The 26,599-nt window shown below is 61.8% G+C and carries 27 protein-coding genes, 1 tRNA gene and 3 pseudogenes; 12 read left to right on the top strand and 19 right to left on the bottom strand.

Annotation, left to right across the window (positions count from 1 at the left end; genetic code table 11):
* Positions 1–153: 153 nt before the first annotated feature.
* Positions 154–458 (bottom strand): annotated as a pseudogene (locus tag BW39_RS31635) (transposase); the annotation flags it as partial.
* Between the two features lie 708 nt (positions 459–1,166).
* On the opposite strand from BW39_RS31635, the pseudogene BW39_RS32270 reads away from it, so the two are divergent.
* Both BW39_RS32270 and BW39_RS30165 read left to right on the top strand, forming a co-directional pair.
* A pseudogene (locus BW39_RS32270) lies at positions 1,167–1,580 on the top strand (hypothetical protein); the annotation flags it as partial.
* Positions 1,581–1,640: 60 nt separating this feature from the next.
* Complete coding sequence (locus BW39_RS30165; protein WP_235264164.1) at positions 1,641–3,107, top strand: IPTL-CTERM sorting domain-containing protein; 1,467 nt, start codon at positions 1,641–1,643, stop codon at positions 3,105–3,107.
* Between the two features lie 59 nt (positions 3,108–3,166).
* Here the strand turns inward: BW39_RS30165 and BW39_RS07860 are convergent, their stop codons facing one another.
* Positions 3,167–3,445, bottom strand: a complete 279-nt coding sequence (locus BW39_RS07860) for a hypothetical protein (RefSeq protein ID WP_043781835.1) — start codon at positions 3,443–3,445, stop codon at positions 3,167–3,169.
* A gap of 311 nt (positions 3,446–3,756) precedes the next feature.
* On the opposite strand from BW39_RS07860, the gene BW39_RS07855 reads away from it, so the two are divergent.
* Positions 3,757–4,176, top strand: a complete 420-nt coding sequence (locus tag BW39_RS07855; RefSeq protein WP_034398464.1) for a hypothetical protein — start codon at positions 3,757–3,759, stop codon at positions 4,174–4,176.
* A 46-nt stretch (positions 4,177–4,222) separates the two neighbouring features.
* Complete coding sequence (locus tag BW39_RS07850) at positions 4,223–4,747, top strand: phospholipase D family nuclease (RefSeq protein WP_043821141.1); 525 nt, start codon at positions 4,223–4,225, stop codon at positions 4,745–4,747.
* A gap of 393 nt (positions 4,748–5,140) precedes the next feature.
* On the opposite strand, the gene BW39_RS31500 is transcribed toward BW39_RS07850, so the two are convergent.
* Both BW39_RS31500 and BW39_RS07840 read right to left on the bottom strand, forming a co-directional pair.
* Positions 5,141–5,362: a hypothetical protein gene (locus BW39_RS31500; protein WP_043820912.1), complete on the bottom strand. Its 222-nt coding sequence runs from the start codon at positions 5,360–5,362 to the stop codon at positions 5,141–5,143.
* A gap of 215 nt (positions 5,363–5,577) precedes the next feature.
* Positions 5,578–5,874 (bottom strand): hypothetical protein, encoded by a 297-nt coding sequence (locus BW39_RS07840; protein WP_043820910.1) that lies wholly within the window; start codon positions 5,872–5,874, stop codon positions 5,578–5,580.
* A 188-nt stretch (positions 5,875–6,062) separates the two neighbouring features.
* Between BW39_RS07840 and BW39_RS31495 the strand changes: the two genes are divergently transcribed.
* Positions 6,063–6,215, top strand: a complete 153-nt coding sequence (locus tag BW39_RS31495; protein ID WP_155737659.1) for a hypothetical protein — start codon at positions 6,063–6,065, stop codon at positions 6,213–6,215.
* A 381-nt stretch (positions 6,216–6,596) separates the two neighbouring features.
* Here BW39_RS31495 and BW39_RS30155 read toward each other — a convergent pair whose 3' ends face one another.
* A complete protein-coding gene (locus tag BW39_RS30155; protein WP_225614168.1) occupies positions 6,597–6,893 on the bottom strand; it encodes a hypothetical protein in 297 nt (98 codons plus the stop codon).
* A gap of 77 nt (positions 6,894–6,970) precedes the next feature.
* Here BW39_RS30155 and BW39_RS30865 point away from each other — a divergent pair, with 77 nt between their 5' ends.
* Positions 6,971–7,252 carry a hypothetical protein gene (locus BW39_RS30865; protein ID WP_152547190.1) on the top strand — a complete coding sequence of 94 codons (282 nt, stop codon included), beginning with the start codon at positions 6,971–6,973 and terminating at the stop codon, positions 7,250–7,252.
* 88 nt (positions 7,253–7,340) lie between these two features.
* Here BW39_RS30865 and BW39_RS30150 read toward each other — a convergent pair whose 3' ends face one another.
* Entirely contained in the window at positions 7,341–7,991 is a 651-nt protein-coding gene (locus tag BW39_RS30150; RefSeq protein ID WP_081816148.1) for a BON domain-containing protein, read from the bottom strand.
* Between the two features lie 231 nt (positions 7,992–8,222).
* On the opposite strand from BW39_RS30150, the gene BW39_RS30145 reads away from it, so the two are divergent.
* From BW39_RS30145 to BW39_RS07820, 4 genes and pseudogenes are all read left to right on the top strand, one after another.
* A complete protein-coding gene (locus BW39_RS30145; RefSeq protein ID WP_081816160.1) occupies positions 8,223–8,909 on the top strand; it encodes a PRC-barrel domain-containing protein in 687 nt (228 codons plus the stop codon).
* A 119-nt stretch (positions 8,910–9,028) separates the two neighbouring features.
* A pseudogene (locus tag BW39_RS31895) lies at positions 9,029–9,147 on the top strand (VIT1/CCC1 transporter family protein); the annotation flags it as partial.
* Positions 9,148–11,415: 2,268 nt separating this feature from the next.
* Entirely contained in the window at positions 11,416–11,628 is a 213-nt protein-coding gene (locus tag BW39_RS30860; RefSeq protein ID WP_141441616.1) for a hypothetical protein, read from the top strand.
* 447 nt (positions 11,629–12,075) lie between these two features.
* Complete coding sequence (locus tag BW39_RS07820; protein ID WP_152547189.1) at positions 12,076–12,750, top strand: tyrosine-type recombinase/integrase; 675 nt, start codon at positions 12,076–12,078, stop codon at positions 12,748–12,750.
* 43 nt (positions 12,751–12,793) lie between these two features.
* Here the strand turns inward: BW39_RS07820 and BW39_RS07815 are convergent.
* From BW39_RS07815 to tolB, 5 genes are all read right to left on the bottom strand, one after another.
* Positions 12,794–12,869 (bottom strand) — tRNA-Lys (locus tag BW39_RS07815).
* A gap of 68 nt (positions 12,870–12,937) precedes the next feature.
* Positions 12,938–13,765 (bottom strand): tRNA threonylcarbamoyladenosine dehydratase, encoded by an 828-nt coding sequence (locus tag BW39_RS07810; RefSeq protein WP_043820905.1) that lies wholly within the window; start codon positions 13,763–13,765, stop codon positions 12,938–12,940.
* On the bottom strand, positions 13,765–14,547 hold the full coding sequence (gene ybgF, locus BW39_RS07805; protein ID WP_012205234.1) for a tol-pal system protein YbgF: 783 nt from the start codon (positions 14,545–14,547) through the stop codon (positions 13,765–13,767). The genes BW39_RS07810 and ybgF overlap by 1 nt, the downstream gene beginning before the upstream one ends.
* Complete coding sequence (gene pal / locus BW39_RS07800) at positions 14,547–15,089, bottom strand: peptidoglycan-associated lipoprotein Pal (protein WP_013802696.1); 543 nt, start codon at positions 15,087–15,089, stop codon at positions 14,547–14,549. The genes ybgF and pal overlap by 1 nt, the downstream gene beginning before the upstream one ends.
* Before the next feature lie 77 nt (positions 15,090–15,166).
* Positions 15,167–16,486 carry a Tol-Pal system beta propeller repeat protein TolB gene (gene tolB / locus BW39_RS07795; RefSeq protein WP_013802697.1) on the bottom strand — a complete coding sequence of 440 codons (1,320 nt, stop codon included), beginning with the start codon at positions 16,484–16,486 and terminating at the stop codon, positions 15,167–15,169.
* Positions 16,487–16,675: 189 nt separating this feature from the next.
* Here tolB and msbA point away from each other — a divergent pair, with 189 nt between their 5' ends.
* On the top strand, positions 16,676–18,493 hold the full coding sequence (msbA, locus tag BW39_RS07790) for a lipid A export permease/ATP-binding protein MsbA (protein WP_043820903.1): 1,818 nt from the start codon (positions 16,676–16,678) through the stop codon (positions 18,491–18,493).
* 45 nt (positions 18,494–18,538) lie between these two features.
* Here msbA and BW39_RS07785 read toward each other — a convergent pair whose 3' ends face one another.
* The 6 genes from BW39_RS07785 to mltG all read right to left on the bottom strand — a co-directional run bounded on the left by BW39_RS07785 (position 18,539) and on the right by mltG (position 23,472).
* Positions 18,539–19,270, bottom strand: a complete 732-nt coding sequence (locus BW39_RS07785) for an ankyrin repeat domain-containing protein (protein ID WP_043820900.1) — start codon at positions 19,268–19,270, stop codon at positions 18,539–18,541.
* Complete coding sequence (locus BW39_RS07780) at positions 19,261–20,073, bottom strand: TatD family hydrolase (protein WP_034392844.1); 813 nt, start codon at positions 20,071–20,073, stop codon at positions 19,261–19,263. Before BW39_RS07780 ends, BW39_RS07785 begins: the two co-directional genes overlap by 10 nt.
* Positions 20,074–20,156: 83 nt before the next feature.
* Entirely contained in the window at positions 20,157–20,516 is a 360-nt protein-coding gene (locus BW39_RS07775) for a PilZ domain-containing protein (RefSeq protein WP_012205228.1), read from the bottom strand.
* Between the two features lie 152 nt (positions 20,517–20,668).
* The gene (locus BW39_RS07770; protein WP_043820898.1) at positions 20,669–21,718 is read right to left on the bottom strand and encodes a DNA polymerase; all 1,050 of its coding nucleotides are present in this window, start codon (positions 21,716–21,718) and stop codon (positions 20,669–20,671) included.
* Positions 21,715–22,401: a dTMP kinase gene (gene tmk, locus BW39_RS07765; RefSeq protein ID WP_012205226.1), complete on the bottom strand. Its 687-nt coding sequence runs from the start codon at positions 22,399–22,401 to the stop codon at positions 21,715–21,717. The genes BW39_RS07770 and tmk overlap by 4 nt, the downstream gene beginning before the upstream one ends.
* 57 nt (positions 22,402–22,458) lie before the next feature.
* Positions 22,459–23,472: an endolytic transglycosylase MltG gene (gene mltG, locus BW39_RS07760; protein WP_080736847.1), complete on the bottom strand. Its 1,014-nt coding sequence runs from the start codon at positions 23,470–23,472 to the stop codon at positions 22,459–22,461.
* Positions 23,473–23,518: 46 nt separating this feature from the next.
* Between mltG and ygfZ the strand changes: the two genes are divergently transcribed.
* Positions 23,519–24,466 carry a CAF17-like 4Fe-4S cluster assembly/insertion protein YgfZ gene (gene ygfZ / locus BW39_RS07755; RefSeq protein ID WP_043820895.1) on the top strand — a complete coding sequence of 316 codons (948 nt, stop codon included), beginning with the start codon at positions 23,519–23,521 and terminating at the stop codon, positions 24,464–24,466.
* 35 nt (positions 24,467–24,501) lie between these two features.
* On the opposite strand, the gene BW39_RS07750 is transcribed toward ygfZ, so the two are convergent.
* A complete protein-coding gene (locus BW39_RS07750; protein WP_043820894.1) occupies positions 24,502–25,365 on the bottom strand; it encodes a YbgC/FadM family acyl-CoA thioesterase in 864 nt (287 codons plus the stop codon).
* A 70-nt stretch (positions 25,366–25,435) separates the two neighbouring features.
* Positions 25,436–26,440, bottom strand: a complete 1,005-nt coding sequence (locus BW39_RS07745) for an alpha/beta hydrolase (RefSeq protein WP_043820892.1) — start codon at positions 26,438–26,440, stop codon at positions 25,436–25,438.
* Positions 26,441–26,599 lie beyond the last annotated feature (159 nt).

Genomic DNA, 26,599 nt, shown 5'->3' with positions numbered 1-26,599 from the left:
CGACCTGCGACACAGCACCGCCAGCGAGAAGGTCAACGCTGACGTGGACCTTCTCGCCATGGGCTAATAGTGGCTAACACCACCTATCCACGAAGCGTGCGCAGATGATCGCTGCCGCCAATTTCAGCAGCGTTTCATGGATAGTCAGGTTAAGCCCCGTTTCCTGGCGCGCCGGGGGCTTGGTACCGAGGAGCTATCAATGCTGACCCGGTTCCAATCAATCTGGTCATGTTCACGCAAGCGAGTCAGCATGGCCTGGTGCAACTGTTCCCAGACACCAGCAGCATTCCAGTCGCGCAGGCGCCTCCAGCACGTCATGCCGCTGCCGTAACCCACGAGATTAGGGAAGGTCTTCCCATGGAATGCCTGTTTGCAGCACGAACGGCAGAAGGCATGAAGGCCAAGATGAGGGGTTGTAGCTGTCGCCACAGTTCTTTGCTTACGGGTCGTCGTGCCATGAGGGCAGCGAGCATAACCGGTCTGCGAGGCCCTCTGGGCAATTGGTGTTAGCCACTCTTAGAGGATCTGCAAAAAAAAACACATCCCTAGCGCAAGCTAATCTAATCCCAAGCTGACAATATGAATCATTTAATCCTGCGACACTTTCAGGAATTGACGAGCTTGGGATAAACCATAAATCACACTCTGACCTAAAAATTCATTAGTTGATTTCCTATAATCAAGCATCTAACCAAGAAATTAAACGCGATTTAAATCCTTGGATATTCCAGGCCATGCAGCACCTAATGATTGGACATCGGCTGCGTGTCCTGCAGCCTTTGCTGCCATGTCCCCATACGCTGCGCGGCAGTCTTCATATACGGCATTGACGGCAGTGGCTTACTCAAGGACGGATGCGGGGGGAGCGCTGGCAAGTCTGCGGGCGGCATCTGCAGATTGCTCGCGCAGGCCGCTAGAGACAGCGCGCGTCCAGCTCGACGCGCTCCCACTGCGGCGCCTGTTTCTGTTGCTTGCTCATCCGCCCGAAGCTGGCAGGCTTGGGGCGACCGCCACAGCACCAGGCCGCCCAATCCAAATAACTACCAAGTTTCAGTGATATACACAAAATACACAAATTTCTACAATTTGCAACGAATTCGGCCATCGAACATGGGTTCGGTATAGAGCGCTGCAGGGAGCGAGCCGTTCGCTAAAAAGGAACCAACATGTCATCCGGGAATTTCCGCACATGGGCACTGGGCAGCGCCGTGGCTCTTGTGGCCTTTGCTGGCTCCGCCAGCGCACAGTTGCTCAACGTATCCACATCACATACCAATGTCTCGTGTTACGGAGGAAACAATGGCACAGCCACGGCCCACAGCATCCAGAACGGTGTTGCGCCCTTCTCCTACTCATGGGCACCCACTGGAGGCACAAACGCTACCGCCTCAGGGCTCATGGCTGGCACTTACACCGTCGAAGTTACTGACTCGAACAACTTACAGGGAACTGCGTCTGTCACAGTTGGACAACCTGTAGCAGCCCTATCAGGCACAAAGTCGCAGATCAATCCCACTGGAGGCAACAACGGTAGCGCAGCAGTTGTCGCGAGTGGGGGGACTCCTGGCTACACCTACGCCTGGATCCCCTCCGGGGGCACAGCGGCAACCGCGACAGGACTAGCTCCCGGTCAGTATTGGGTGACCATCACAGACGCCAACGCCTGCCAAACCGCGCTGAGCTACATGCTTGCGGCCGCTGCCCCCTCAGTGCAATCAGTAAGCGTTCCTCCCAACGGAACCTATAGTGCTGGACAGAACCTGCAGTTCAATGTGACCTACAGCGCTCCCGTCGCCGTCACAGCTGGCGGCCCACCGTCAATTCCTTTGACGATTGGTTCAACTGTCCGGCAAGCGAACTTCGTCGGTGGCAGCAACACCTCCACCCTGACTTTCATATACACCGTGCAGCCAGGTGACTTTGATGCAAATGGAGTGACGTTAGGGACAGCCATCAATCTCAATGGGAGCACGATGACGAGCGGAGGCACCAACGTTGTACTGAATTTGGCAAACGTAGGCGCCACGACCGGCGTACTGGTGAATGGACAGCAAACCCAGAGCATCACGTTCACAAACCCCGGCGACCAAACTTTCGGCACAACGCCAACACTGACCGCGACGGCCAGTTCCAGCCTGCCCGTGGCCTTCAGTGCAACCACAACCGCCGTGTGCACGGTCACGTCGGGCGGCATGCTGACTTTTGTGAACACAGGCTCTTGCACCGTCGATGCGAACCAAAGTGGTAACGCAAGCTATCTGCCTGCATCACAGGTGTCTCAAACCTTCATGGTGAATGCAGCGGCACCCGGAGCCCCCACCATTGGCAACGTCACTGCAGCCGACGGGCAGGCTACGGTGACCTTTACTGCACCTGCATCTGACGGCGGCACCCCCATCACAGGCTATACCGTGACCGCGACCCCCGCGGCCGTGCCCGGTGCGCCTGGTGTGATCACTCAGCAGGGAACGACATCCCCCATCGTCGTGGCTGGCCTGAGCAATGGCTTCACCTACAACTTCACGGTCGTGGCATCCAACGGGACAACCGGTGCAGCCTCTGCAAGCACACAAGCCACGCCGCGCAAGCTACAACTGGTGAGCGCGCCCGGCAGTGTGCCTGGCATGACCGGCATACCGTCTGCCACGATGTCCGGCGGCGGCACCACCTGCACGCTGCAATCTGGCGGCGGCTTCGGACCTGTGACCTCCACCCCTCCGAACCTCCAAGCGCCCAGCGGTCAATTCGCTTTCAGCGCCGAAAACTGCACCGGATCTGTGACGATGACCCTCACCTATCCCAGCGCTCTCCCCGAAGGCGTGCAGTTCCGCAAGCCCGATGGAGCCGGCGGATGGTTCGACCCTGCGACCGCGCTGAACGTGATCGTGAACGGTGCCCGCACCACGGTGACCTACACCATCACCGACAACGGCCCGGGTGATACCAACCCTGCCGTGGGCGTGATCGCAGACCCACTCGTGCCCGTGCTGGCAGCAGCTCCAGCCAGCGGCGCTGCAGCCATTCCGACGCTCAGCGAGTGGGGTGTCATTCTGATGTCTGCCCTGCTGGCAATGTTCGGCCTGCGTCGCATGCGCCGCCAGCGTTGATGCAGCCCTGACCCAAAAAACAAGGCCCGCAACTGCGGGCCTTTTCTTCGTCTGCGTATCTACAGGCGGCGCGCGGCGATCTGCAGGCGCTCGGCCAGCGTGGGCTTTGCAGTCAAGCGCTCTGCCGTTCCCAGCACACCATCGCGGCCGGTTACCGCCCGCGCTATCAGTGCCGTGCCCAGCGCACCACTCACGACACGGCCCATGCCACTTTCCGTGCGCCGGGCGTGGCGCAGAGCCAATAGGCCAGCACCGAGCACCAGCCAGTGCTCTCCCGTGAATCCCTTGCGAGAGTCATCCCACTTGCGCAGGTCCTGGATCTTTTCTGAAATCGCCATTCATTGCTCCTGTTTCTTCAGAGCTTGCATGGTGCCCCGCCAGCGGGCTGCAGGCTGTCGGTCCCTGAGCAAGATTCCGGTGGCGAGAGTCCTACGGGCGCGTTGTGGGGGCCAGCCCCTGTAGTCCAGCTCAATGCGCTCCCACTGGGGGGCTTGCTTCTGTTCCTTGCTCATCCTGCCGAACGTGGCAGGCTTGGGGCGGCACCGTCATCTCTGCGAGGCGGCTCGTCGGAGGCTGTCGCACAATGCGCCCGATCGTCTGGTAGCCTGTATGTGAACGGGGCGATATGCGCCTCCTAAAAAGGACCTGCATGCTTTCCAGAATTTGCACAGCTGCATTTGTCGCCTGCCTCACGGTCGTGCAAGTGCCAGCGATGGCTCAGGCGGATGTTCCCTCTACTGCGGTGAACTTCAAGAAAGGCACGTCGAGCGCCACCGTCCAGGGCAAGCTCCAAGGCAACAAGGTGGAGACGCGCGACTACGTGGTCCGCGCGGGCGCCGGGCAGACGATGACCGTGCAGATGGAGACAAAATCCACCTCGACCTACTTCAACGTGCTCCCACCTGGCAGCGATGAAGCGCTGTTCCGCGGCGAAATGGCAGACGGGCCCACTTGGACCGGCGCATTGCCCGCCAGCGGTGACTACCGTGTGCGAGTCTTCCTCAATCGTGCGGCCGCCCGGCAGGGCAAGTCGTCCGCGTACACGCTCAAAATTTCAGTCGTGAATTGAAGTGGCGCCGCGCCCGCAGACAGCGCGGGCGCAGCACTATCTGCGTATGAAAAACCTTCCTCGCATTGCACTGGCGGCTCTGCTCGCTCTGCCGATCGCCTCCTTTGCCCAGTCGAGCGTGCAGGTAGGGTTCTCACCCGAAGGTTCCGCCCGCAAGTTGGTGCTGGACACAATCGCCAGCGCCAAGACAAGCATTCAGGTGCTGGCCTATGCCTTCCAGGCTCCTGACATTGCGCAGGCACTTGTGGCTGCTCATCAGCGCGGCGTGGACGTGCGCATCGTCGTGGACAAGAAACGCAATGAAGGCAAGACGAGCAAGGCCGCGATGGACCTGGTCGTGCGCGGCGGCGTACAGCTGCGCACCAACGATCATTTCCACATCCACCATGACAAAGCAATGATTGTGGATGGCGATGCAGTAGAAACCGGCTCCTTCAACTACGCGCCGTCAGCCGAGACTGCCAATTCCGAGAATGTAGTGGTCATTCGCGGCATGCCTCAGGTCTCCCTGCAGTACGTGGCGCACTGGCAGTCTCGATGGGATCTTGGCGTTCCCTACAAGCCACGCTGAATGTCAGGTGGCGTGCTGCCCAGTCTTGGCCGATACCGCAGCACTGGCTTACGAGCTGGCAGCTCCGTGAGCCAGCTTTCCACCTGGCCCTCACGCACTAGGTGCTGCAATGCCCAATCAATTTCCCCCTTGCTGCGGCCCAGAACCAGGACCAGCTCGGAATGGCAGAACCAGCGCCCGTGGGCCTGGCGCAGAAACCGCAGCAGCACGTAAGTACCACTGCCCGGGCGGATGACGCCCGCAGGACGCGGGTTGTTATGCCGCGCGCCCTCCTCGTGCCAGCCCTCCAACTGGCCAGCTATCCAGTCCATGCAGCTCAAGCGGGGCCACTTCTTGTTTTTGTGTGTCGTCGCGGTTCATCTGCGCGGCCTTGTTTTCCAAGATGGTTCTCTTTCAAAAATCCAGAATTGGCGTGGCGTTGAGCAAGCCCAGCGCCCACAGCACAGCGGCGCGGTCGCGGGCATCAATGTTGACCACCTGGGCCATCGAGCGCGACCGCGCGCTGGAGGCGCAGATGGATGTGAAGCTGGAACTGGCCAAGGCGCGCGAGCGCGGGCTGCGTTGGGCCTCGGTCTTCGGCGCGGGCACGACCTGGTGCTGGTCGATGACCGCCACAGTGGTTGGATGCGGCCTTGCCTCGGCCAGCGCGGGCCTCCAGGCGCTGCTCGCGCCAGCTCGTGGGCAGCGTAGGGCGCAGGAGCGGCCCGCTGGCGGAACCCTGCCCCGCCGGTCTTGAAGGCAGTGCAGCGCATCAGGAGCACAGCGCGCGTCCCCCCGCCCACCAAGTGGACGGTGAGCAAAGCGTTCAAGGCTGGCGCGCGAGCGGCCGGCTACAGCCATGCCCGGCTGCATGGCTTGCGGCGGGGGACCAGTTGAATGGGCTCCGTGCCATGCTCACGCCGCGGCGAGATCCAGTAGACCCACAGCCCCCGGGCCCACGCGCCAGCATAGATGATCGACACGGCGAAGATGCCCCACTGCTCGGCCTGCCAGCTGGCATAAAACCAGAACGGCTGCCCCAGCATTCCGAACACCGGCGCCCATTTGCGCCAGCTCTTTCCCCGGGCTTGGGAGAGCCAAGCTGCCAGGGACCCCAGCAGGGCAATTGCAATCTGATCGAACGTCATTTCTACATATTATGTGAAACCAGAAATCTATTCTGGTCCAGTTTTACCCTAAAAAATAAAAGCCTTTCGGCACGCTGCTTACACATTAAATAATCATTGGCCTATTTGACTACAGCAGAAAATTAGGAAAAGGAACATCGTTAGACCTCAGGAGCCGATCTTGGCTTTTGATAACCAAGGAGCTCTTCATGGCCGTTTTCCAAAATACCCCTGGCAACAACCAGCAACAAGGCAACAAACCGCAACCCTCGCAGCAGGAGCAAAGCCGACCTCTGAAAGAGGGATCGCACGCGCCCGAGCAGCAAAAAAAGCGGTCTGAGCAAGAACAGGCTCAGCAATAAATCTGCTGGATAAAAATCCAAAGGGCCAACAGGCCCTTTTTTCTTCAGCGAGCAGGCAAGCCGCATTGAAAGTCACCGTATGAACACCGGAGACAAGGCACGTATATGAAATTCTATGACTGGGCAAAAGCTCTACCAGATGAGATACGCACAACCCTAACCGTTTCGGAAGCATGGAATGCAGGGGCCTTATCTATGCTGGAGACATTAATAAAGCTGGGCTATATCGGCGAAGGATACGCGGAGAAAGCTAGAAACGACGTGAAGGATCTTCTAGGAGGTCTGACCTGCAGGGCCGAGTGGGTAGATGAAGCATGGCTCCAGTGTTCACCCGTATCGCGCTTTAGGACAAGCCCTGGGCATGGACCGGACGGCTGAACATTAAACCGGCCGCTGCCGCACCTCTGCGCGCCAAGGAGTCAGCCCCTTGGGTTGCAATGACTTGCCCTCAGCTGCAGCGATATGAAGATAGTTGCTCCCCGTCAACGCCCGAGCCTCCTGTGACAGCCGCTCACGAACATCAACAGATTCAGCACGCAACATATTAATGACCAGCTTGTTCACTTTGAACTCACGACAACAGGGACACACAAAATGCGTCCACTTGGCATAGTTTTCCAAGTAGGCTGTACTGGTCAGGCTGCACAGAGGACAGGGAGCTTGGATGGAATTTTTCATGTTTTCTACTCCAAAAAAGTGCTGAACATGTGGTTGACGTTGTGAGCTGCTGCCGGTTTTGATGACCTCTTGTTAAGGTGGAAGATGAAACCGGCAGCAGCCCAGACCTCTATTCCTCAATTGGGGAAAAAACGAAGCCGCGCTACTTTTACAATAGCGCGGCTTCCGCGTTTTTGTTGGTGAGTCCTTCGAGATTTGAACTTTCGACCAACAGATTAGAAATCCGTTCCGCTGAAATAGACAAAAAAGAAAACACATTCTCAATCATCCACGCCTCTGGTGTTTTCGAAATCATGCCTCTTTCACCCTATTTCTACATACTTTGGACAGGTTTCGGTCATGGCTCAGATCCTTTCTGATTCATCAGACATCCGCTTCAGTTAGGCACGACGACAATGGCTATGAATTGGCGACAACGATTCATGCCCCCGGCCTTCGCCAAAATTGTCAGATGATGGTCATCCTGTCAAATACCTGGCGGACACCCGGGCTTCCCCAGGCAGAATGAACTACGAGATCACGCTCCGTCCAACTACGGACAGTCCCTGTTAACGTCACATCGCCACCCGTGACATCAACAACAATCGTTTTCGTATCAGAAGTCGCACGACGCTTGATGGCATCCTCGATTTCTGACTTTACGACGATGGCTGAAGCCCTGGGTTTGATGGAAATTTGGTTGCTCACACCGCGCACTCCCGGCAAGAGGCGCACTCTGTCGGCAGCATCGCTACGCTGATAGTTCCAAACCACTTCCCCAGACAAGGTAATCCAACCATCTTCTACAAGGACCTGAACGGTGTCGATAGGAATCGAATTCGTCCAGCTAAGCACGTTTCGCGCGGATGCCGCGATATCGGTATCAGTTCTCTTTCCCATTTGCGACAACTTGACAGTCATGTCGATCGCCAAGGCTCTAACACCTACCACACGTTGCACGGCCCTTTCAGCCCCCCATTTTTCCAAATAGCTACTGACCTCTCCAGCCAAAGTGACAACGCCATCCTTGACCTCTACACCAATCTGGGATGCGTGCACAGAAGGCTCCCACTTCAACTCCGCCATTACATCTTGCTGTAATTGTGTGTCAGTTTTCATGGTAATTCCTAGATGCTTCAACAATCAGAATAATATGCCTAACCTAAAATCATGTCTGTGCGCCAGCACACACTTGAAATATTTCCAGAGAAATTTCTGCATCAAGGGTGTCAGGGTTAAAAAAGCCACTGTACGTTCGCGTACAGACAGAGCTACTTGATAAGTATAAAAGCGATAAAACGTACACCAAACATCCAACACCCGATGTGGTACGTTTTGGAGAACCTCATCATGAAAAATCAACATTCACACCATTTTCTTGCCGTTCTGGCATTAGCCGCTGTCCTAGCTTCTGCTGCAACAGCAAGGGCACAAATTGCAGGATCAACTACCACAATGGATGTTAAGACCTCCCAAACCACCAGCGCCGCCGTGGGATGGAGCGCAAAGAAATCATTGATAGGGAAGTTTATATTTAACGACACTGGAGGAAAAGTTGGCAGAGTAGATGATCTTATTATTTCACCTGACAAGAACGTGACTTATGCCATCGTGAGTGCCGGAGGGTTTGTCGGAATAGGACAACATGATGTGGCCATTCCAATCCGTGAAATTAATGAAATATCAGGAAAACTGATTATCATGGGGGCTACAAAACAAAGTGTAAAGGACATGCCAGCATTCACCTATACCAACGAGGCAATGGTTCGCGAGCAGTTCTTAGCAAATGCCGGAAAGGAGATATCCAAAGGGAAGGCAGCGGTATCAGAACTTGAGAAGAAATATGACTTGGCAAGCTCCGATGCCAAAGTAAATATTCAGATGCACATTAATAGAATGCATACCGAGATTAAATCCGCAGATGAGAAGATGAATGAAATGCGTCACTCTGGCGTAAAAAACTGGAGAGATTTCGAGGCGGGCGTAGTTGCGGCTATCGATCGAATAAAAAAATCCATGGCATTATCCGAAGGCTGATAAAGCTTAATGGACATTTATTCCACACTAGAGAAGCCATGAAAATAATCACTACATCCCACACGACAACACGCTGCTGCATACTGCCTGGCGCTCCTCGCGTTGACGAAAACATGCCTATGAAGTCATTCCACTATCGAACGCATCCTGAGCGCCATGAACCGCTCACGTAGGTTGGCTGCGCGCTGCAGTGCTGGGCGCGAACGACGGCATCATCTCGACGGCGAGCCTTGTCGTGTTCTGGCAGGTCGCCTCTACGGGAACACGCGCGGCGCCAACGGCCAGAGCAACGCCTAATACGAGAACCTCAAGCGGATCCACATCAGCGAGAACGAGTTCAAAGCCCGGGTTCAGCGCGGAGAGGATGCTGATGGAGTGTTGGCGGATGTGCCGCTGGCCAGGGCTCATGGCGCAGCGAAGGCTCTGGACAAGAAGATCTCGGACCTTCGAAAGTTCCGACGAATGCTACAGACCGCGGATGTCCCGGACAAACGCGAACAGGTAAACACCGTGAGAGTTTCCTGATGATTTCCTGATAACCGGAAGCACAGGGAGTGCCTTGCGCCCTCTTTTAATGTCCTTCGACGCCATGAAACGCTACTACATATAGGTAATTATTGTTACGCAAACGGTTTTAACGCGAAAATCAGAGTAGTGTGAAAAGTCAGTCATCTTTGACCAACGATCCAAACCGGAGGTTCACATGAAATTAAGAAAAAAATCTTATTCAACCATCCACATCGAAAGTTTTTCGCTACCTGATGTTGATAGCCATTCCGTATCAAGAGATGATTACTCCCACACTCCTGATCCACCGCACAAAATAATGCGCAGCTGGTGGAATACAGGATCTCTGGTCGCTCTTAAATCTGCCATATTGCGCGAACGACAGATATGCCCGCCCGCTCTAAATGGCTTGCGCACTGGAGGCCAATATGTTCTTACTCCCTCGTACCCCTTTTGAAAAATTCTGGGATTCTATAAAAACCGTATTTTCTCGCAAAGCGCACCTAGATCCCACGGAAACCACTGAGCAAGATTACCCCTTGTCTAAAGAAGATATATTAATATACGAAGAAGAGCTTCAAAACAATCTCAACACCCCGTCGTACAGCCAAGCATCTTCTCAGCATGAACACATCAATAGGCACAATGCACATATAGAGAGACGCGAGGATAAATATCACAGACCGATATAATGATAATCGTAGAAAAGCCCGCTGAATGCGGGCTCTTTTTCATCCATCTGAACCACTCTGTTTTTATAATCTATCCCCTAAACCTCTTCATAGAGGCCTTTTTGGGATCGCACTTCCCCGCAAGGCTGTTACGTACAGCTCGCAAAAGCAGCCGTGATCATCTACCAGGGAACAAGCGTAATCAGAAGAGCAACAACTACCACAGCGATGCCGATGTAGAGTGTCCTGCGCGTGGAAAACCTGTTACGAGAAGAGGATGTGGGCACTTGGCCAGGGGATTTTTTACCAGGTGTGGTCATTGACACAGCATGAGCTTCTGTACTGGTGAGCGCTATAAGACAAATGCAATTCAACATCTAGGCCCATTAGCCATTTAACATCTATCACAAGCATTGTGGTTATTGCATGCACCAGAAAAGGGAATTTTTTGCCAACATGTCATTTATACGACAAAATGGCGAGAGTCTGAGTGTTTTAAACGCAGACGAACCTATGCCGTAAACCTGCTAAGGCTCGCGCGAATGCGATTTTGGGTGGACACATCCCAAGGATCGTCTACCTCTATCACTAGCATGTGATATGGGGACTCACAGCGTGCGGCTAGACTTGCGATCGCAGGTGCTTCATATACAGAAATTCCAAGCATCTCGCCACGGCGTGCCAGCAGCACCATGCTTGCATGCCAAACGTGCAATGCCCCTAGCTCGAGCTCACTTATTCTTTGATCCATAACATTTTCTCCCGAATTTCAAATTAAGGAACGCCTCTGGAGGAAACGAAATTGCCAATGAGCAGTTTCATTGGGCGCCTATTTTTGTTCCTTTGGAAGCTGTATTACATCCGCGTACACATATCGAGAAGCATGAGCGCAGCGCGTGCAGCACGCTGTCTTGGTACCTTCTCGCGCAGCCAAGCCTGCCTGCGGCCTGGAGATACCGCAAGGTCCGGAAGCAGCGTCTTATAAGAACGGCCAACAGTTAAGCAACGACCGGCCCATACACCACGCAAGGGGGTGCGCGCCAAGTCTAGGCGGCTCCCCCAAGCTCCGGGATGCGAGACTGCCAGTTTTTTTTTCCTTCATAACAGCCCCCGAGATGGATCGTTTGCAAAGACCGCGAGCAGTTCCTGACATTTCCTGAGGGCATGGATGCAGGGCGCGAGACGCGCCCTCTCGCGACGGGCTTCGCTGCCCTGATCCGCTTCTACATATAGGTAATTGTTGTTACCCAAACGGTTTTCCGCTGGAAATCAGAGTAGTGTGAAAAAAGTTGGTCGTTTTCGGTCAACACACAGGACCGGAGGTCCACATGAAAGTCAAAGACACAAAAGGCTCATTTAGCCGCCAAAATAAATATTCTCTTCCAGATGTTGATAGTCATGCTGTATCTAACGATGACTATTTCCGCACACCTGACCCACCACGCAAGAAAAAAATCAGCGATTGGGACACAGAATTTACTATAAATTTGGATTCTGCTGAACTGCGGGACACACCTCCTCCCTACCTCAACGGAAGATAATTGGAGTTTAATATGCTTTCACAACCTCGCACCCCATGGGAAGTCTTTTGGGATTCCGTCAAGAGTATCTTTTCTCCAGGAGTTCAGATAGAAGCACTTGATAGCAAAAGAAAGAATGACCCTTTATCCAGAGAGGAACGAAGGATTTATGAAGAAGAAAAGCAAATAAATCGAGATGCTTAGCTAGGCAAACCTTTGTCAATCAAATTAAAGCCACTCCACAGTGGCTTTTTTTCCGTGCATGAGCACAGCGCGTCAAGTGCGCTGTCCTGATCTCTCCTTCTTCAAAAAGCCAGCCACAGAGCTGGCTTTCTGTGTTCTGGACCAGCATGAGCCAAGTCACTCCCCCCGCATTGCGCCCTCAGGCAAGTTGGACTACCGGCTCAGACGATTCCGGATTCCATCGGCCAGGTGCGCGCCAATCGGGAGAAGTCCCTGTTCTCGCACATGTGGAACTTTGCCCGGGAACAGGGCCTCACGAAGGCCTCCAACCCCTGCGCAGGCATGCGAGGCTTCCGGGAGGATGGGCGGGATGTCGTAGTCGGCGACGACCTGATGGCTCGGCTGCTGGAGAAGGCCGCAGTATCCCTGCGGTTCGCTGTCCACTTGGCGCTCCTCACTGGCCAGCGCCCGGCCGACGTGCTGCGTATGAGCACCGACCACATTGCCGGCGGCATGCTCCACGTCCGCCAGGGCAAGACAGCCGCCAAGCTGCGCATCGAGGTAACAGGCGCACTTCAGGAGCTGCTGGCCGAGATCCAGGCGTACAAAGCCCAGGTCAAAGCGGACACCGCGCAGCTGCTTGTGAACGAGGCGGGCCAGCCGCTGACAAAGAACATGCTCCGCGACCGCTTCGACGCAGCTCGGGATGCCGCCGGCATTCCCAAGGCGCAATTCCAGTTTCGGGACCTGCGCGCCACGGCCACCACCACTGTGGATGACGACGGCGGGATACGCCACGCCCAGGCGCTGCTGGGGCACACGACGGAGGGGATGACAGCCCAGTGCATCCGCCACAAGGTGGGCAAGAAGGTGAAGCCTGTTCGGTGCATTGCGGAACACGCCCAGAATTGCGGAACACGGGCCGCAAATCTCTGCTCCGTTTTGCTACTTCTTCGATAGCAAAGAAAAAAGGCCCCGTATTGCTACGGGGCCTTGTGTTCTTTGGTGGGTCCTGCGAGATTCGAACTCGCGACCAACGGATTAAAAGTCCGCTGCTCTACCGACTGAGCTAAAGACCCGAACCACGCTTTGCATGCATCAGATGCTGCTTAGCGAAGACATAGATTCTAGCACCAAAATTTACGCTTCAATTCTTGATGCGGCTCAGTTGATCGATGACCCAGCCTGCGGCGCACTGGCCGAAGGTGGCGGTGACCGCCACTACCGAGCCGTAGCCGTGGCAGTTGAGCGTGCCGTCGCCTTCGATGGCGCAAGAGGCATCGGGCGGGGCGACGGCCTCGCGGCTGAAGACGCAGGCGATGCCGATGCGCTTGCCTTCCTTGGGTGCGCCGTGTTCGCGGCGCAGGCGGTAGCGCAGTTGTGCCAGCAGCGGGTCGTGCGTGGTGGCGCTGAGGTCGTCGATATCGACCTTGTGAGCCAGGCGCTTGCCGCCCGCTGCACCCACGGCGATGAAGCATTGCCGCGTGGCGCGCGCATGGGCGGCCATGGCGGTCTTGGCCTTGACCTGGTCGCAGGCGTCGATGACGGCGTCGGCGTCCTGGGGCAGCAGGCGCAGCCAGTTGTCCGGGTCAACGAAGTCGTCGATGCAGTGCACGCGGCAGGCGGGGTTGATCTGGGCGATGCGCTCGCGCATGGCTTCGATCTTGGCCTGGCCCACGGTGGTGGAGAGCGCGTGAATCTGGCGGTTGATGTTGGACTCGGCGACATGGTCCATGTCGATCAGAGTGAGCTCACCCACGCCGCTGCGCGCCAGCGCCTCGGCGGTCCAGGAGCCCACGCCGCCGATGCCCACCACGACGACGTGCGCGGCTCGGATGCGCGCGGCGCCCGGCACGCCATACAGGCGCTCCAGGCCGCCGAAGCGGCGCTGCAGGTCGGCATCAGAAAAAACAGCGCCTGCTTCAGGCGCTGTCTTGTCTTCTTCCGGAAGGGATGAAGAGACCGTGTCGTTCATCACTTGAGGCTGGCGAGACGGTTCTTGGCCGCAGCCGTGGCTTCGGCGTTGGGATAGGCCTTGATCAGGTCTTCCAGCGTCTTGCGCGCGCCCTTGGTGTCCTTCATCTCGATCTGGCAGTTGGCGATGGACAGTGCCGCCTCCGGCGCCCGGCCGTGCATGGGGGCTGCTGCCAGCAGCGCGCGGAAGTTGGTGATCGCGTCCTTGTAGTTGCGATTGGCGTACTGCGCGTTGCCCAGCCAAAAGCGTGCCGAGGGCACATAGCCGCTCTTGGGCCACTGGTTCAGGAAGGACGAGAACGCCGTGCCGGCTTCGGCAAAGCTGCCTGCGCGGAACTGCGCCAGGGCGGCTTCGAAGTCGCGCTTCTCTGCCGGGTCGGCTGCGAATTCCTGGCCGTCCACCGTCACCGTGACGGGCTCGAACTGGCGCAGGCGCTCGTCCACGCCCTTGGCAATGTCGCGCTGGCCGCGCTGCAGCTCGGCCACATCGCGCAGCAACTGCTCGTTCTGGCCGCGCAGCTTGGCTTGCTCGGACTTGAGCTGCTCGATCTGCGACTGCAGTTCGAGCAGGCCACGGCGCGTTTGCGAGCTTTCCTCGGTCATGCGCTGCTGCGACTGCTGCATGCTGTCGACGCGCTGGCGCATTTCCAGGATGGCGCGGCGCGCCTCGTCATCGCCGAACAGTGCGGCATGGCCGCTGGCGGCGTAGCCGGCCATCAGGCCAGCTGCCAGCAGCGTACGCAGCGCGGTGCGATGCAGGATCGGGGAGCGCTGCATGTTCATCAACGGTAGGACAGTTCAGCGCGGCGGTTTTGCGCGTAGGCGTCTTCGGAATGGCCTTCGGAGGCAGGCTTTTCCTTGCCGTAGCTCACGGCTTCCATTTGCGCATCGCTGACGCCCAGCAGGCCCAGCGAGCGGCGCACGGCTTCGGCGCGCTTTTGGCCCAGGGCCAGGTTGTATTCGCGGCCGCCGCGCTCGTCGGTGTGGCCTTCGATCTGGACCTTGCGAGCGGAAGATGCCTTCAGGAAGCGTGCGTGGGCTTCGATCTGAGGCTGGGCGTCGGCCTTGACGACGTAGCTGTCGAAGTCGAAGTAGACGACGCGGCTGACGCCCTGGGGACCTGCCTTGTCGGCGGCCGAGCCGGTCAGGTCCACGCCCGAGATGCCGCTTTGCGAGGTGCTGCCGGTGCCGGCGCCGCTGCCCTGGCCCGTGCTGGTGGCGCCCGCGTCGGTGACCGGGGTTTCGTCAAGCTTGACGCCCGAGCTGCAACCGGCCATGAGTGCGGTGACTGCAAGTGCCAGGGAAAGTCGTTTGATGGTGATCATGAAAAATCTCCGTATGTCCGGGTGGACTTCGTGCTGAGTTGACTGGTTGACTGAAAAGAAATCGGGGAAGCCGGCTGTCACTGGCGCTGGAACGGACCCCAGTCGGGCTCGCGGATGTCTCCGCCCTGCCCTGCCAGCCGCGCCTTGATCTTGCCGTCGAGCGTGGTGGTCATCAGGGACTCGCGGCCCTGCTGCAGGGTGGCGTAGACGATCAGGCGGCTGTTGGGAGCGAAGCTGGGGCTTTCGTCGGCCGTGGTGTCGGTGATGGCATTCACTGTGCCGGTGCCCAGGTCCATGACGTGGAGCTTGAAGCCGCCGCCCACGCGCGAGACGTAGGCAAGCCACTTTCCATCGGGGCTGACGCTGGGCGAGATGTTGTAGTTGCCGGTGAAGGTGACGCGTTCCGCACTGCCGCCCGAGGCTGGCACCTTGTAGATCTGCGGAGCACCGCCACGGTCGCTGACGAAGTAGATGGAGCGGCCATCGCTGGAGAAGTTCGGCTCGGTGTCGATGCCGCTGCTTTGCATCAGTCGGCGCGGCTCGCCGCCCTGGGCGCTGATCAGGTACAGCTGCGAGCCGCCATCGCGGCTGAGCGTGACGGCCAGGGAGTTGCCGTCAGGCGACCAGGCCGGTGCGCTGTTGGAGCCCCGGAAGTTGGCAACCAGGCGGCGGCGGCCACTGGCCACATCGTGCACATAGACCACGGGCTTGCGCGACTCGAAGGACACGTAGGCCAGTTGGGTGCCTGTGGGCGACCAGGCAGGCGAGATGATGGGTTCCGGGCTGGAGAGGGCCGACTGGGCGTTCTCGCCATCGGCATCGGCCACCCACAGGCGGTAGTTGCTGCCCGCCTTGGTCACGTAGGCGATGCGCGTGGAGAACACGCCCTTCTCGCCCGTGAGTTTTTCGTAGATGTAGTCGGAGATGCGGTGGGCCACCAGGCGCAGGTCGCCGGTGGTGACGGCAAAGCCCTGGCCGCCCAGGTCCTGGCCCTTGACCACGTCCCAGAGGCGAAAGCGCACGTCGTAGCGGCCATCGGCCAGGCGCGTGATGCTGCCCACGGCCAGCGAGTCAGCGCTCTTTTGGCGCCACATGGCAACGTCGGGGCGCGAGGTTTCGTCCAGTTGCACGCCGGCCGTGTCCACGGCGCGGAATTGACCGCTGCGCTCCAGGTCAGCCTGGATGATGGCCGAGATCTTCTGGGGCGCCTGCCCTTCTCCCTTGAATGCTGCAATGGCGATGGGCAACTGGGTCAGGCCCACGCCCGTCACTTCGACGCGGAACTGGGCCAGCGCGGGAATTGCGGGGGTTGAGGCGAGAGCGGCCAGCAGGGTTCGGCGCGAAGTGCGCGGCACGGCCGCCAGGGAGGAGGGAGAAAGGAGTCGGTCAATAGTCATTGGCATTCATCAATATCTACGGGAAGACCCCGGTACTTGCACAGGTGCGAATGTTACACACACTGGATGCGTCACGATGTAAGAACGTGCACTGTAGGGTCTGTCGGCCCAGGCTTTCTCGATCCCCGGCAGCCGCATCAGTTCCCCATGAGGCAGCCACAGGCAAGCCCGCCGTAAAATCCGCGCTTCATGCAAGCACCATCCTCACCGCCGCCGGCCCCTGCGCCGTCCGCCGCACCGGCGGCCCTTGATCTCGCCAGCACCCTGACCCTGTCGCAGCGCCTCAAGCGTCTGTCACCCTACTTTGGTGGCCAGCGCCTGGCCTGGACGCTGGCCGTGGCTGCCACGCTGGTGGGCGCGGTCACCGAGCCATTGATCCCTGCCCTGCTGCAGCCGCTGCTGGACAGCGGCTTCACCGACGGCACGCTGCCACTGTGGTCGGTGCCGCTGGCCATCATCGGCGTGTTCCTGGTGCGGGGTCTGTCGCAGTTCGTGGGCCAGTACGCGCTGGCGCGCATTGCCAACGAGGGCATGCTGGCGCTGCGCAAGCGCCTGTTCGAGCGGCTGCTGGCGGCCGATATGGCGCTGTTCTCGCGCCAATCGGCCTCATCGCTGTCCAATACCGTGGTCTATGAGGTGCAGACCGGCTCCACGCTGCTGGTGCAGGCCATGCTGGGCATCTCGCGCGACGGTTTCACGCTGGTGGCGTTGCTGGGCTACCTGCTGTATCTGAACTGGCAGCTGACGCTGGTGGTGGCGGCCGTGGTGCCGGGCGTGGCCTGGATCATGAAGACGCTGTCGCGCCGCCTGTACCGCATCACCAAGATCAGCCAGGAGGCCACCGATTCCCTGGCCTATGTGGTGGAAGAGAACGTTCTGGCCCACCGCATGGTGCGCCTGCATGGCGCGCAACAGGGCCAGCAAAAGCGCTTTGGCGGCCTGAGCGGGCAGCTGCGCAAGCTGGCCATCAAGGCCACCATCGCCTCGGCGGCCATGACGCCGCTGACCCAGTTGCTGGCCGCCGCCGCCCTGTCGGCCGTGATCTGCATTGCGCTGTGGCAAAGCCGGGGCACGGGCGCAGCTGCGGCCAATGTGCAGGATGTGACGGTGGGCAGCTTTGCGGCCTTCATCACGGCCATGCTGATGCTGATTGCCCCCATCCGACGCCTGGCCGATGTGGCCAACCCCATCACGCGTGGCGTGGCTGCGCTGGAGCGGGGCCTGCATCTGCTGGAGGGCTCGGGCGACGAGACCGGCGGCACGCAGGTGCCCGGCAAGGCGCGCGGCGAGATCGAGTTGCGCGACGTGTCCGTGCAGTTTGGCGAGGACAAGGCACCCGCCCTGAGCCATGTGAACCTGCGCGTGCGCCCGGGCGAGGTGGTGGCCCTGGTCGGCCCCTCCGGCGCGGGCAAGACCACGCTGGTGAACCTGCTGCCACGCTTTTTGCAGCCCACGGGCGGCCAGTTGCTGCTGGACGGAACGCCCCTGCCCGAATGGGATCTGGCCGCGCTGCGCCAGCAGTTCGCCATGGTCAGCCAGGACGTGGTGATGTTCAACGACACCATTGCCGCCAACGTGGCGCTGGGCGGGGTGGAAGACGAGGCCCAGCTGTGGGCCGCGCTGGATGCCGCCAATCTGGGCTCCCATGTGCGCGGCCTGTCCAACGGCCTGCAGACGGTGGTGGGCCACAACGCCAGCCAGCTATCGGGGGGCCAGCGCCAGCGGCTGGCGATTGCGCGGGCGCTGTACAAGGATGCGCCCATCCTGATCCTGGACGAGGCCACCTCGGCCCTGGACAACGAATCCGAGCGCCTGGTGCAGGAGGCGCTGACGCGGCTGATGCAGGGCCGCACGACCCTGGTCATCGCCCACCGGCTCTCGACCATCGAGCATGCCGACCGCGTGGTGGTGATGGAGCGCGGCCGCATTGCCGAGCAGGGCACGCATGCCGAGCTGCTGGCGCGGGACGGCCTGTACGCCCGATTGAGCAGGAATCACACAACCTGATGTGGACAGCGGCAGCACCGGCAGTGCCACCCGCCTGGCCTGCGGCTACCAGCTTCCGCGCGAAGGCTGGGTCTTGCGTTCGGCCTTGATGGCCTTGGTGAGTTTGTCGACCATGTACTGGCGGTCCACCTGCCGGGCAAAGTCGGCGGCGGTGAAGCCACGCTGGTTGCGCAGGACGACGTCGGCGCCCTCCTTGATCAGCAGGTCCACCACGGCTTCGCTGCTGTATTGGGCGGCCAGCATCAGCGGGGTGGTGCCGTTGGGCGAGTCGGCGTCGATGTAGGCGCTGTTGTCCAGCAGCAGCTTGACGATGTCCAGCGTCTTTGGCAGGTCGGCCGAGGTGGCGTAGTGCAGCGGTGTCCAGCCGGGGCGGTTGACATCGGCGCCCCGGCGTATGAGTTCCTTTGCCAGGTCCAGGTGGCCTTTGATGCAGGCCATCATCAGCGGCGTTTCGCCCTGCTGGGAGGCTTCGTTGACCTTGATGCCCGGGGATTTGAGCAGCACGTCGAACACGCCCAGCGAGCCCTGGTGCAGGGCCGCTACCAGGCCCGGGCGGCCGCGCGTGTCGCGGGTGTTGGGGTCGAAGCCGCGAAAGATCAGGTTGACCATGGCGCGCTCGTTGTCGCTGATGATGGCGCGCACGTAGTCGTCGTACTGGCTGGCATGCGCCAGCCCGCCGCTGGCTGCGGCCAGGGCCACCACGGCCTGACCGGCCTGGGCCAGCCAACGGCGCCGGTCCACGCCCACGCGGCCACTGGCCGCAGCATTCAGTCGCATGCGACAACCCCCTTGAACAGCTGGTCGAAGTTGGCACTGGTCAGGGCCGCCACGTCTTCCACGGCCATGCCGCGCACCTGCGCAATCTGCTGCGCCACGTACGGCACATACGACGGATTGTTGGTCTTGCCGCGATAGGGAACGGGCGCCAGGTAGGGGCTGTCGGTCTCGATCAGCAGGCGGTCGGCCGGCACGAAGGCGGCCACGTCGCGCAGGTGCTGGGCGTTCTTGAAGGTGACGATGCCCGACATGGAGATGTAGTAGCCCAGGTCCAGCGCCGCACGCGCGACCTCCATGGTCTCGGTGAAGCAGTGGAACACGCCGCCGGCCTGGCCTGCCGAGCCGTCCTCGCCTTCTTCGCGCAGGATGGCCAGCGTGTCATCAGAGGCGCTGCGCGTGTGGATGACCAGGGGCTTTTGCGTCTGGCGCGCCGCGCGGATGTGCACGCGAAAGCGCTCGCGCTGCCATTCCAGGTCGGCAATGGTGCGCCCGCCCTTGCGGTCTTCCATGCCGTAGTAGTCCAGTCCCGTTTCGCCGATGGCCACCACTCGCGCCAGGGCGGCGCGCTCGACCAGGTCGGCCACGCTGGGCTCGGTCATGTGTTCCGTATCGGGGTGCACGCCCACCGTGGCCCAGAAATTGTCGTGGTCCAGCGCCAGCTGGTGCACATCGCCGAATTCCTCCATCGTGGTGCAGATGCACAGCGCACGCGTGACGCGCGCGGCCGCCATGGCCTCGCGGATCTCGGGCAGGCGGCTTTGCAGCTCGGGGAAATTCAGATGGCAGTGGGAATCGGTAAACATGGAATCTCGTGGTTCAGAAACAGGCATGCCGACCGGAGAGCATTTCCTCCGTGTCGGCATGCGGGCAGAGGCAGGCGCAGGACTCAGACCGTCTGCGTGGCCTTGTCCGAGGCCAGGGCCGAGCCCAGGATGTTCTCGATCTTGGCCTTGAGCTCGGCGGACTTCTCGTCCTTGGGGAACTGTATGCCTATGCCCTGCGTGCGGTTGCCCGAGGCGCGCGCGGGCGTGATCCACGCCACGCGGCCGGCCACGGGATAGCGCTGCGGCTCGTCGGGCAGGGTCAGCAGCACGTAGACATCATCGCCAAGACGGTACTCACGCTGCGTGGGCACGAAAACGCCCCCTTCGGCGAACATGGGAATGTAGGCGGCGTACAGCGCGGCCTTTTCCTTGATCGCCAGTTGCATCACGCTGGGACGGGGTGTGGTGGGTGCGGTGCTCATGGATGGTTTGCAGACATTGGTTCGGTGAGCGGCCGGCGCGATCGGCACCGGGCCCAGGGCTGTAGGTTAACAGGACGGGCTTTCATGTGGCGAAAAGCACCCAGCCGCGCTGCTGCGCTGCTGCACTGCCGCCACGCCCTGCTCCCCGCGCCTCATCCCCGGCGTTGGCGGGCAGGCTGGCCGGACATGAGCACGCGCCGGGCCTCGGCGGCCAGGGCCTCGGTCATGAGTCCGGCGTTGAAGGGGTGGTCCGCCGTGCGCGCAGCCTGGGCCAGGGCACGTGACCATTCGGCCAGCAGGCCCATGTCCAGCGGCCGCGACGGCAGGTCGGCCGGCGTGAAGTAGCGCGGCGCGGCGCCTGCGGCCAGGGCCATCAGATCGTGGCAAATCTTCTGCAAGGCCTCCACGGCATGGGGCGGAGCATAGGCGGCCAGGGCCGCCACATCGCCCTTGGCCAGCGCGCGCGGCAACTGGGACCATGCGGCCATGTCCTTGCCGCCACCGCTGTGCGCCAATGCCAGCGCGTCGCCGGGCCGCCCGCCTGCGGCGCGCAGCGCCACGGCGGCCGCTTCCGGAGCCACGCCCTGCCCCTGCAGCCAGGCCAGGGCCTCTTGCTGATCGGGCCAGGCCATGGTGTGGGTCAGGCAACGGCTGCGGATGGTGGGCAGCAGCTGGTGGGCCGCCTCGCTGGCCAGCACGAAGCGGGCATCGCCCGGCGGCTCCTCCAGCGTCTTGAGCAGCGCATTGGCCGTGATGGCGTTCATCTGCTCGGCCGGGTAGACCAGCACGGCCTTGCCGCGCCCGCGCGCGCTGGTGCGCTGGCAGAACTCCACGGCGTCGCGCATGGCCTCGACACGGATTTCCTTGCTGGGCTTGCGTTTCTTGTCGTCGATATCGGCCTGGGCCTTTTCGGGCAGCGGCCAGCCCAGCGCCATCATCTGCACCTCGGGCATGAGCACGCACAGATCGGCATGGGCGCGCACGTCGATGGCGTGGCAGCTGCCGCAGTGGCCGCAGGCCCCCTGGGGCGACGGCGATTCGCACAGCCAGGCGCGCACCAGCGACAGCGACAGCGCGTACTGGCCCAGGCCGGAAGGCCCCTGCAGCAGCCAGGCGTGGCCGCGCTGGGCCAGCAGGCGCGTGCGTTGCCCGGCGATCCAGGCGGTGTCGGTCTCGGCCGGTTGTGGCAGGGACTCGCTCATGCCGCACCTGCCTGTCCGCCGACCATGATGGCCAGCCAGCCCCGGCGCACCATGACCTGGGTGATCTGCTGCCAGACCGCATGCCGGCTGGCGTTGGAGTCGATGCGCGCAAAGCGCTGGGGCGCGGCGGCAGCGCGCGCCGCATAGCCCTGGGCCACGCGTGCGAAAAAGCTGCCGGGCTCGGACTCGAAGCGGTCCGGGACACGGGCCGAGGCCAGGCGCTCAGCGGCCACCTCGGCGGGCAGGTCGAACCAGAGCGTGAGGTGGGGCTCGCGCAGCAGATCGGGCTGGGGGGCGGTGCCCGTCTGCACCATGCGCTCCAGCGTGGCCAGCGGCTGCAGGTCGAAGCCCCGGCCCGCACCCTGGTAGGCAAAGGTGGCATCGGTGAAGCGGTCGCAGAGCACGACTTCGCCGCGCGCCAGCGCAGGCTCGATCACCTGCACCAGGTGGTCGCGTCGCGCGGCAAAGGCGATCAGCGCCTCGGTCAGCGGGTCCATGGCGTCGTGCAGCATCAGCGCGCGCAGCTTTTCGGCCAGCGGCGTGCCGCCGGGCTCGCGGGTGAGCGTCACCGTGCGGCCCTGGTCACGGAAAGCCTGGGCCAGCGACGCGATGTGCGAGGACTTGCCGGCGCCATCGATGCCTTCGAAGCTGATGAACAGGCCGGCGGGAGTTGCAGTGGTCATATGGAAAGAGAGGATACGCAAGCGCTGCGCAAAGCGCAGCAGCCCTGGGGGAATATCTCAGGGCTTTTGCCCAGGGCTTTGCTGGCCGCGCTGGTAGCGGTTCACGGCGCGGTTGTGCTCGTCCAGCGAGGCACTGAAATGGCTGGTGCCGTCGCCACGCGCCACAAAGTACAGCGCCTTGGTCTGTCCGGGCTGCACGGCGGCCATGAGGGCGGCCTTGCCGGGCATGGCGATGGGCGTGGGCGGCAGGCCCGCGCGGGTGTAGGTGTTCCAGGGAGTATCGGTCTGCAGGTCGCGGCGGCGCAGGTTGCCGTCGAATTTCTCGCCCAGGCCGTAGATCACGGTGGGATCGGTCTGCAGCAGCATGCCGATGCGCAGGCGGTTGCTGAAGACACCGGCAATCTGTGCGCGGTCGGCCGCGCGGCCGGTTTCCTTCTCGACGATGCTGGCCAGGATCAGCGCTTCGTCGGGCGTCTTGAGCGGCGTGTCGGCCGAGCGCAGCGCCCAGACATCGGCCAGGCGCCGGTCCATGGCGTGCAGGGCGCGGCGCAGCACGGCCAGGTCGGAGCTGCCCTTGGCATAGGTATAGGTATCGGGGAAGAAGCGGCCCTCGGGCGCCACGCCCGCGCGGCCCAGGGCCTGCATGAGGGCAGCGTCGTCCATGCCTGCGCTTTCCTGGCGCAGGAATTCCTCGCGGGCCAGGGCGGCGCGCACCTGGCGCCAGTTCCAGCCTTCCACCAGGGTCAACGCCTTGAGCGATTCCTCGCCGCGCGCGAGTTTTTGCAGCAGCACATAGGGCGTCAGGCCCGTGGTCAGCTCATAGTTGCCGGCCTTGATCTGCCGGTCCTGCCCCGAGACGCGGAACCAGGCGTACAGCAGCCGCGCATCGGTCTGCACGCCAGCCTTGACCACTTCGCGGGCCACGCCACGCGGCGTGGTGCCGGGCTCGACCTCCAGCTCCAGCGTGGGCTGGGCCAGCGGCAGCGGCTGGTTCAGCCACCACCAGCCGGCACCGGCCAGCACGGCGGCCAGCACCAGCAACATCATCAAAGCGCGAAAGATAAAGCGCACAACCTCGGTCCAAGCAAGCAATAGAGCGGCTGATCATAATTCAGCCATGACCCAGCCTTTACTGAACGGCATTGCTTCCGTTTCCCATCTCGGCGTGATACGCGCCCTCGGCGAAGACGCCGCCCAGTTCCTGCATGGACAGCTGACCAACGACTTCGCGCTGCTGGATCTGCAGCATGCGCGTCTGTCGGCGTTCTGCACGGCCAAGGGCCGCATGCTGGCCAGCTTCATCGGCTTCAAGCGCAACAAGGACGAGATCCTGCTGCTGTGCGACCGCAGCCTGCTGGCGCCCACGCTCAAGCGCCTGTCCATGTTCGTGCTGCGCGCCAAGTGCAAGCTCAGCGACGCCACGGCCGAATTCACGCTGCACGGGCTGGCTGGCGATGCCGCCGCGCAGGCCCTGGGCCCGGCAGCCGTGCCCTGGACCAAGACCGATGACGGCGACGCCAGCCTGATCGCCTTGTACCCGGCCGCCGGCCAGCCGCGCGCCCTGCGCGTGGCGCCCGTGGGCGCGCCCCTGCCCGAAGGCCCTGCACTCAGCGAGGCCGACTGGCTCTGGAGCGAAGTCGCCAGCGGCATTGCCACGCTGTCTGCGCCTGTGGTGGATGCCTTTGTGCCGCAGATGCTCAACTACGAATCGGTGGAAGGCGTGAATTTCAAGAAGGGCTGCTACCCAGGCCAGGAGGTGGTGGCCCGCAGCCAGTTCCGGGGCACGCTCAAGCGCCGCGCCTACCTTGCCCATGCACAGCAGCCGCTGGCCACCGGCATGGAGGTCTTCACGCCCGAGGACCTGGAGCAGGCCACCGGCACCGTGGTCCAGGCCGCCCCGGCGCCTGGCGGCGGCTGGGACGCCATCGTCTCCATGCAGACCAGCTCGGCCGACCAGCCCCTGCTGGCCCACGCCGCACTGGGAGAAGGCCAGCGCGCCGATGCCGCACAGGCCGTGGCGCTGCAGCTCAAGCCCCTGCCCTACGCGTTGCGCGAGGACATTTGAGATTTGAGCCTTGCACCGCCTGAGCTGCCTGCAGCTCAGGCGGTGAGCGCTTTCCTCATGGTGATGTGGGGAATGCCGGCCTCTTCATAGGGCTCGCCCTCGGGCGTGAAGCCCGCGCGCAGGTAGAACGACTCGGCATGGCGCTGCGCATGCAGCACGACTTCACGGTCACCGCGCTGGCGGGAGGCTTCGACCAGGCTGTCCAGCACGATGCGGCCCCAGCGGCCGCCGCGCACGCTGCGGTCCACGGCCATGCGGCCGATCCTGCCCGCGCCGGGGCTGTCGCTGACCAGGCGGCCGGTGGCTATCGGCTGGCCCAGGCCGTTGTAGACCACGGCGTGGCGGGCCACGGGGTCGAACTCGTCGATCTCGATCTCGCGCGGCACGCCTTGCTCGTGCACGAACACGGCCAGGCGCAGGCGCTCGGCATCGCGGCCCAGGTCGTTCCAGCTGCCCGATGCCACGCGCACCACGCTCTGGCCGGCCTCATAGGCCGTGAGCACGTCACGCAGCTGCTGCGGCACGGGCAGCGGCTGGCGCGTGGTGGCATCGGCGAACACATAGACCAGTTCCACGGTGTTGAGCAGTTCCATGCCGCGGAAGATGCCGGCCTCGAACAGCAGCGAGGTATTGCCCTGCCTGGCACAGCGTATGCCCACATGCAGCACGTCGCCCAGCGTGGCCGATGCGTGGTAGGTGGTGGTGGCCTTCTTGACGAACAGCTCGCCGCCCAGGGCCGCGAAGGACGATTCATAGGGCAGACCCAGCTGGCGCCAGTAGTCGGTGACGGCCACGTCGGCATACATCAGGTAGTGGGCGTTGAAGACGATCTTCTGGGCGTCCACTTCGGACCAGCGCACTTCGATGCGTTGCAGCGTGCGGAAATCTTGGCGTTGCATGGGGGTGTTTCTCTCCTGTTGTCTTGGGGTGTCTTGGGGTGTCTTGGGGTGTTTTGGTGCGTCTTGGCCTTCAGGCCGCGAAGGCGTCGCTCAAGGCGCGCGCCATGTCGGCATGTGCACGGCGCGCTTCTGCAATGGCGCGGCCCATCTTGACGAATTCATGGGTCACGCCCCGGTAGATCTCCAGGTCCACGGGCACGCCGGACATGCGCAGCTTGTCGGCGTATTCCACGCCCTCGTCCACCAGCGGGTCGCATTCGGCCAGGCCTATCCAGGCCGGGGCCACGCCGTCCACATCGGGGGCCAGCAGCGGGGCAAAGCGCCAGTCCTCGCGGTCGGCGGGGCTGTTGAGGTACTGGGCGAAGAACCAGGTGATGGCCGGCTCGTCGATCACCAGCCCGTGGGCGAAGCGGCGGTGCGAGTCGGTGTCCTGGTTCGCCGTAGTGCCCGGGTAGATCAGCAGTTGCAGGGCCAGCTTGAGGCCGGTGTCGCGCGCATGGATGGCGCAGGCCGCGGCCAGCGTGCCGCCCGCGCTGTCGCCGCCCACGGCCAGGCGCGCAGGGTCGGCGCCCAGCGAGGCCGCCTGCGCGGCCAGCCACTGCAGCGCGTCCCAGGCGTCGTTGTGCGCGGTGGGAAACTTGTGCTCTGGCGCGCGCCGATAGTCCAGCGAGACCACCATGGCGCCCGACAGATGGGCCAGCTGGCGGCACAGCACGTCGTGCGTGGCCACGCTGCCTACGGTGAAGCCGCCGCCGTGCAGGTACAGCAGCACGGGCAGGCCCGTGGCCGGCGCCTGGCTGCGCTCCACGGGCGCATAGAGCCGAGCGGGCAGCAAGGCGCCATCGCGTGCGGGAATCTGCAGATCCTCGACACGCGGCAGAACCGGCTTGGGAATTTCGAGCACGCCGGCCCCCGCCTCGTAGGCGGCACGTGCGCCCTCGGCGCCCAGCTGGTGCAGGGGCGTACGCGCGGCGCGCTCCATGCGGCGCAGCACATCGCGCATCTGGTGGGTCAGGGACGCCGGCAGCGGCGTGGCATGGGAGGAGGATTCAGTCTGGGGCACGTTCAGGAGCACGTTCAGGGACAGGTTCGGTAGCGACTATCTGGCAAGGCAATTCGGTGCGACCGGCGAGGTGCGACCGGCGAGGTGCGGCCGGCAAGGTGCGGCCAGGCCGGCACGGCGCAGCAGGCATTGTGCCGCGAGCACAAGGCCCTGGCAGCCATGCGATGGCAG

The sequence above is a fragment of the Delftia sp. RIT313 genome (genome assembly GCF_000632165.1).
Lineage (GTDB): Bacteria > Pseudomonadota > Gammaproteobacteria > Burkholderiales > Burkholderiaceae_C > Comamonas > Comamonas acidovorans.
Note: the sequence above shows the minus strand (reverse complement) of the source record. Positions and strands in the feature narration are given on the sequence as shown.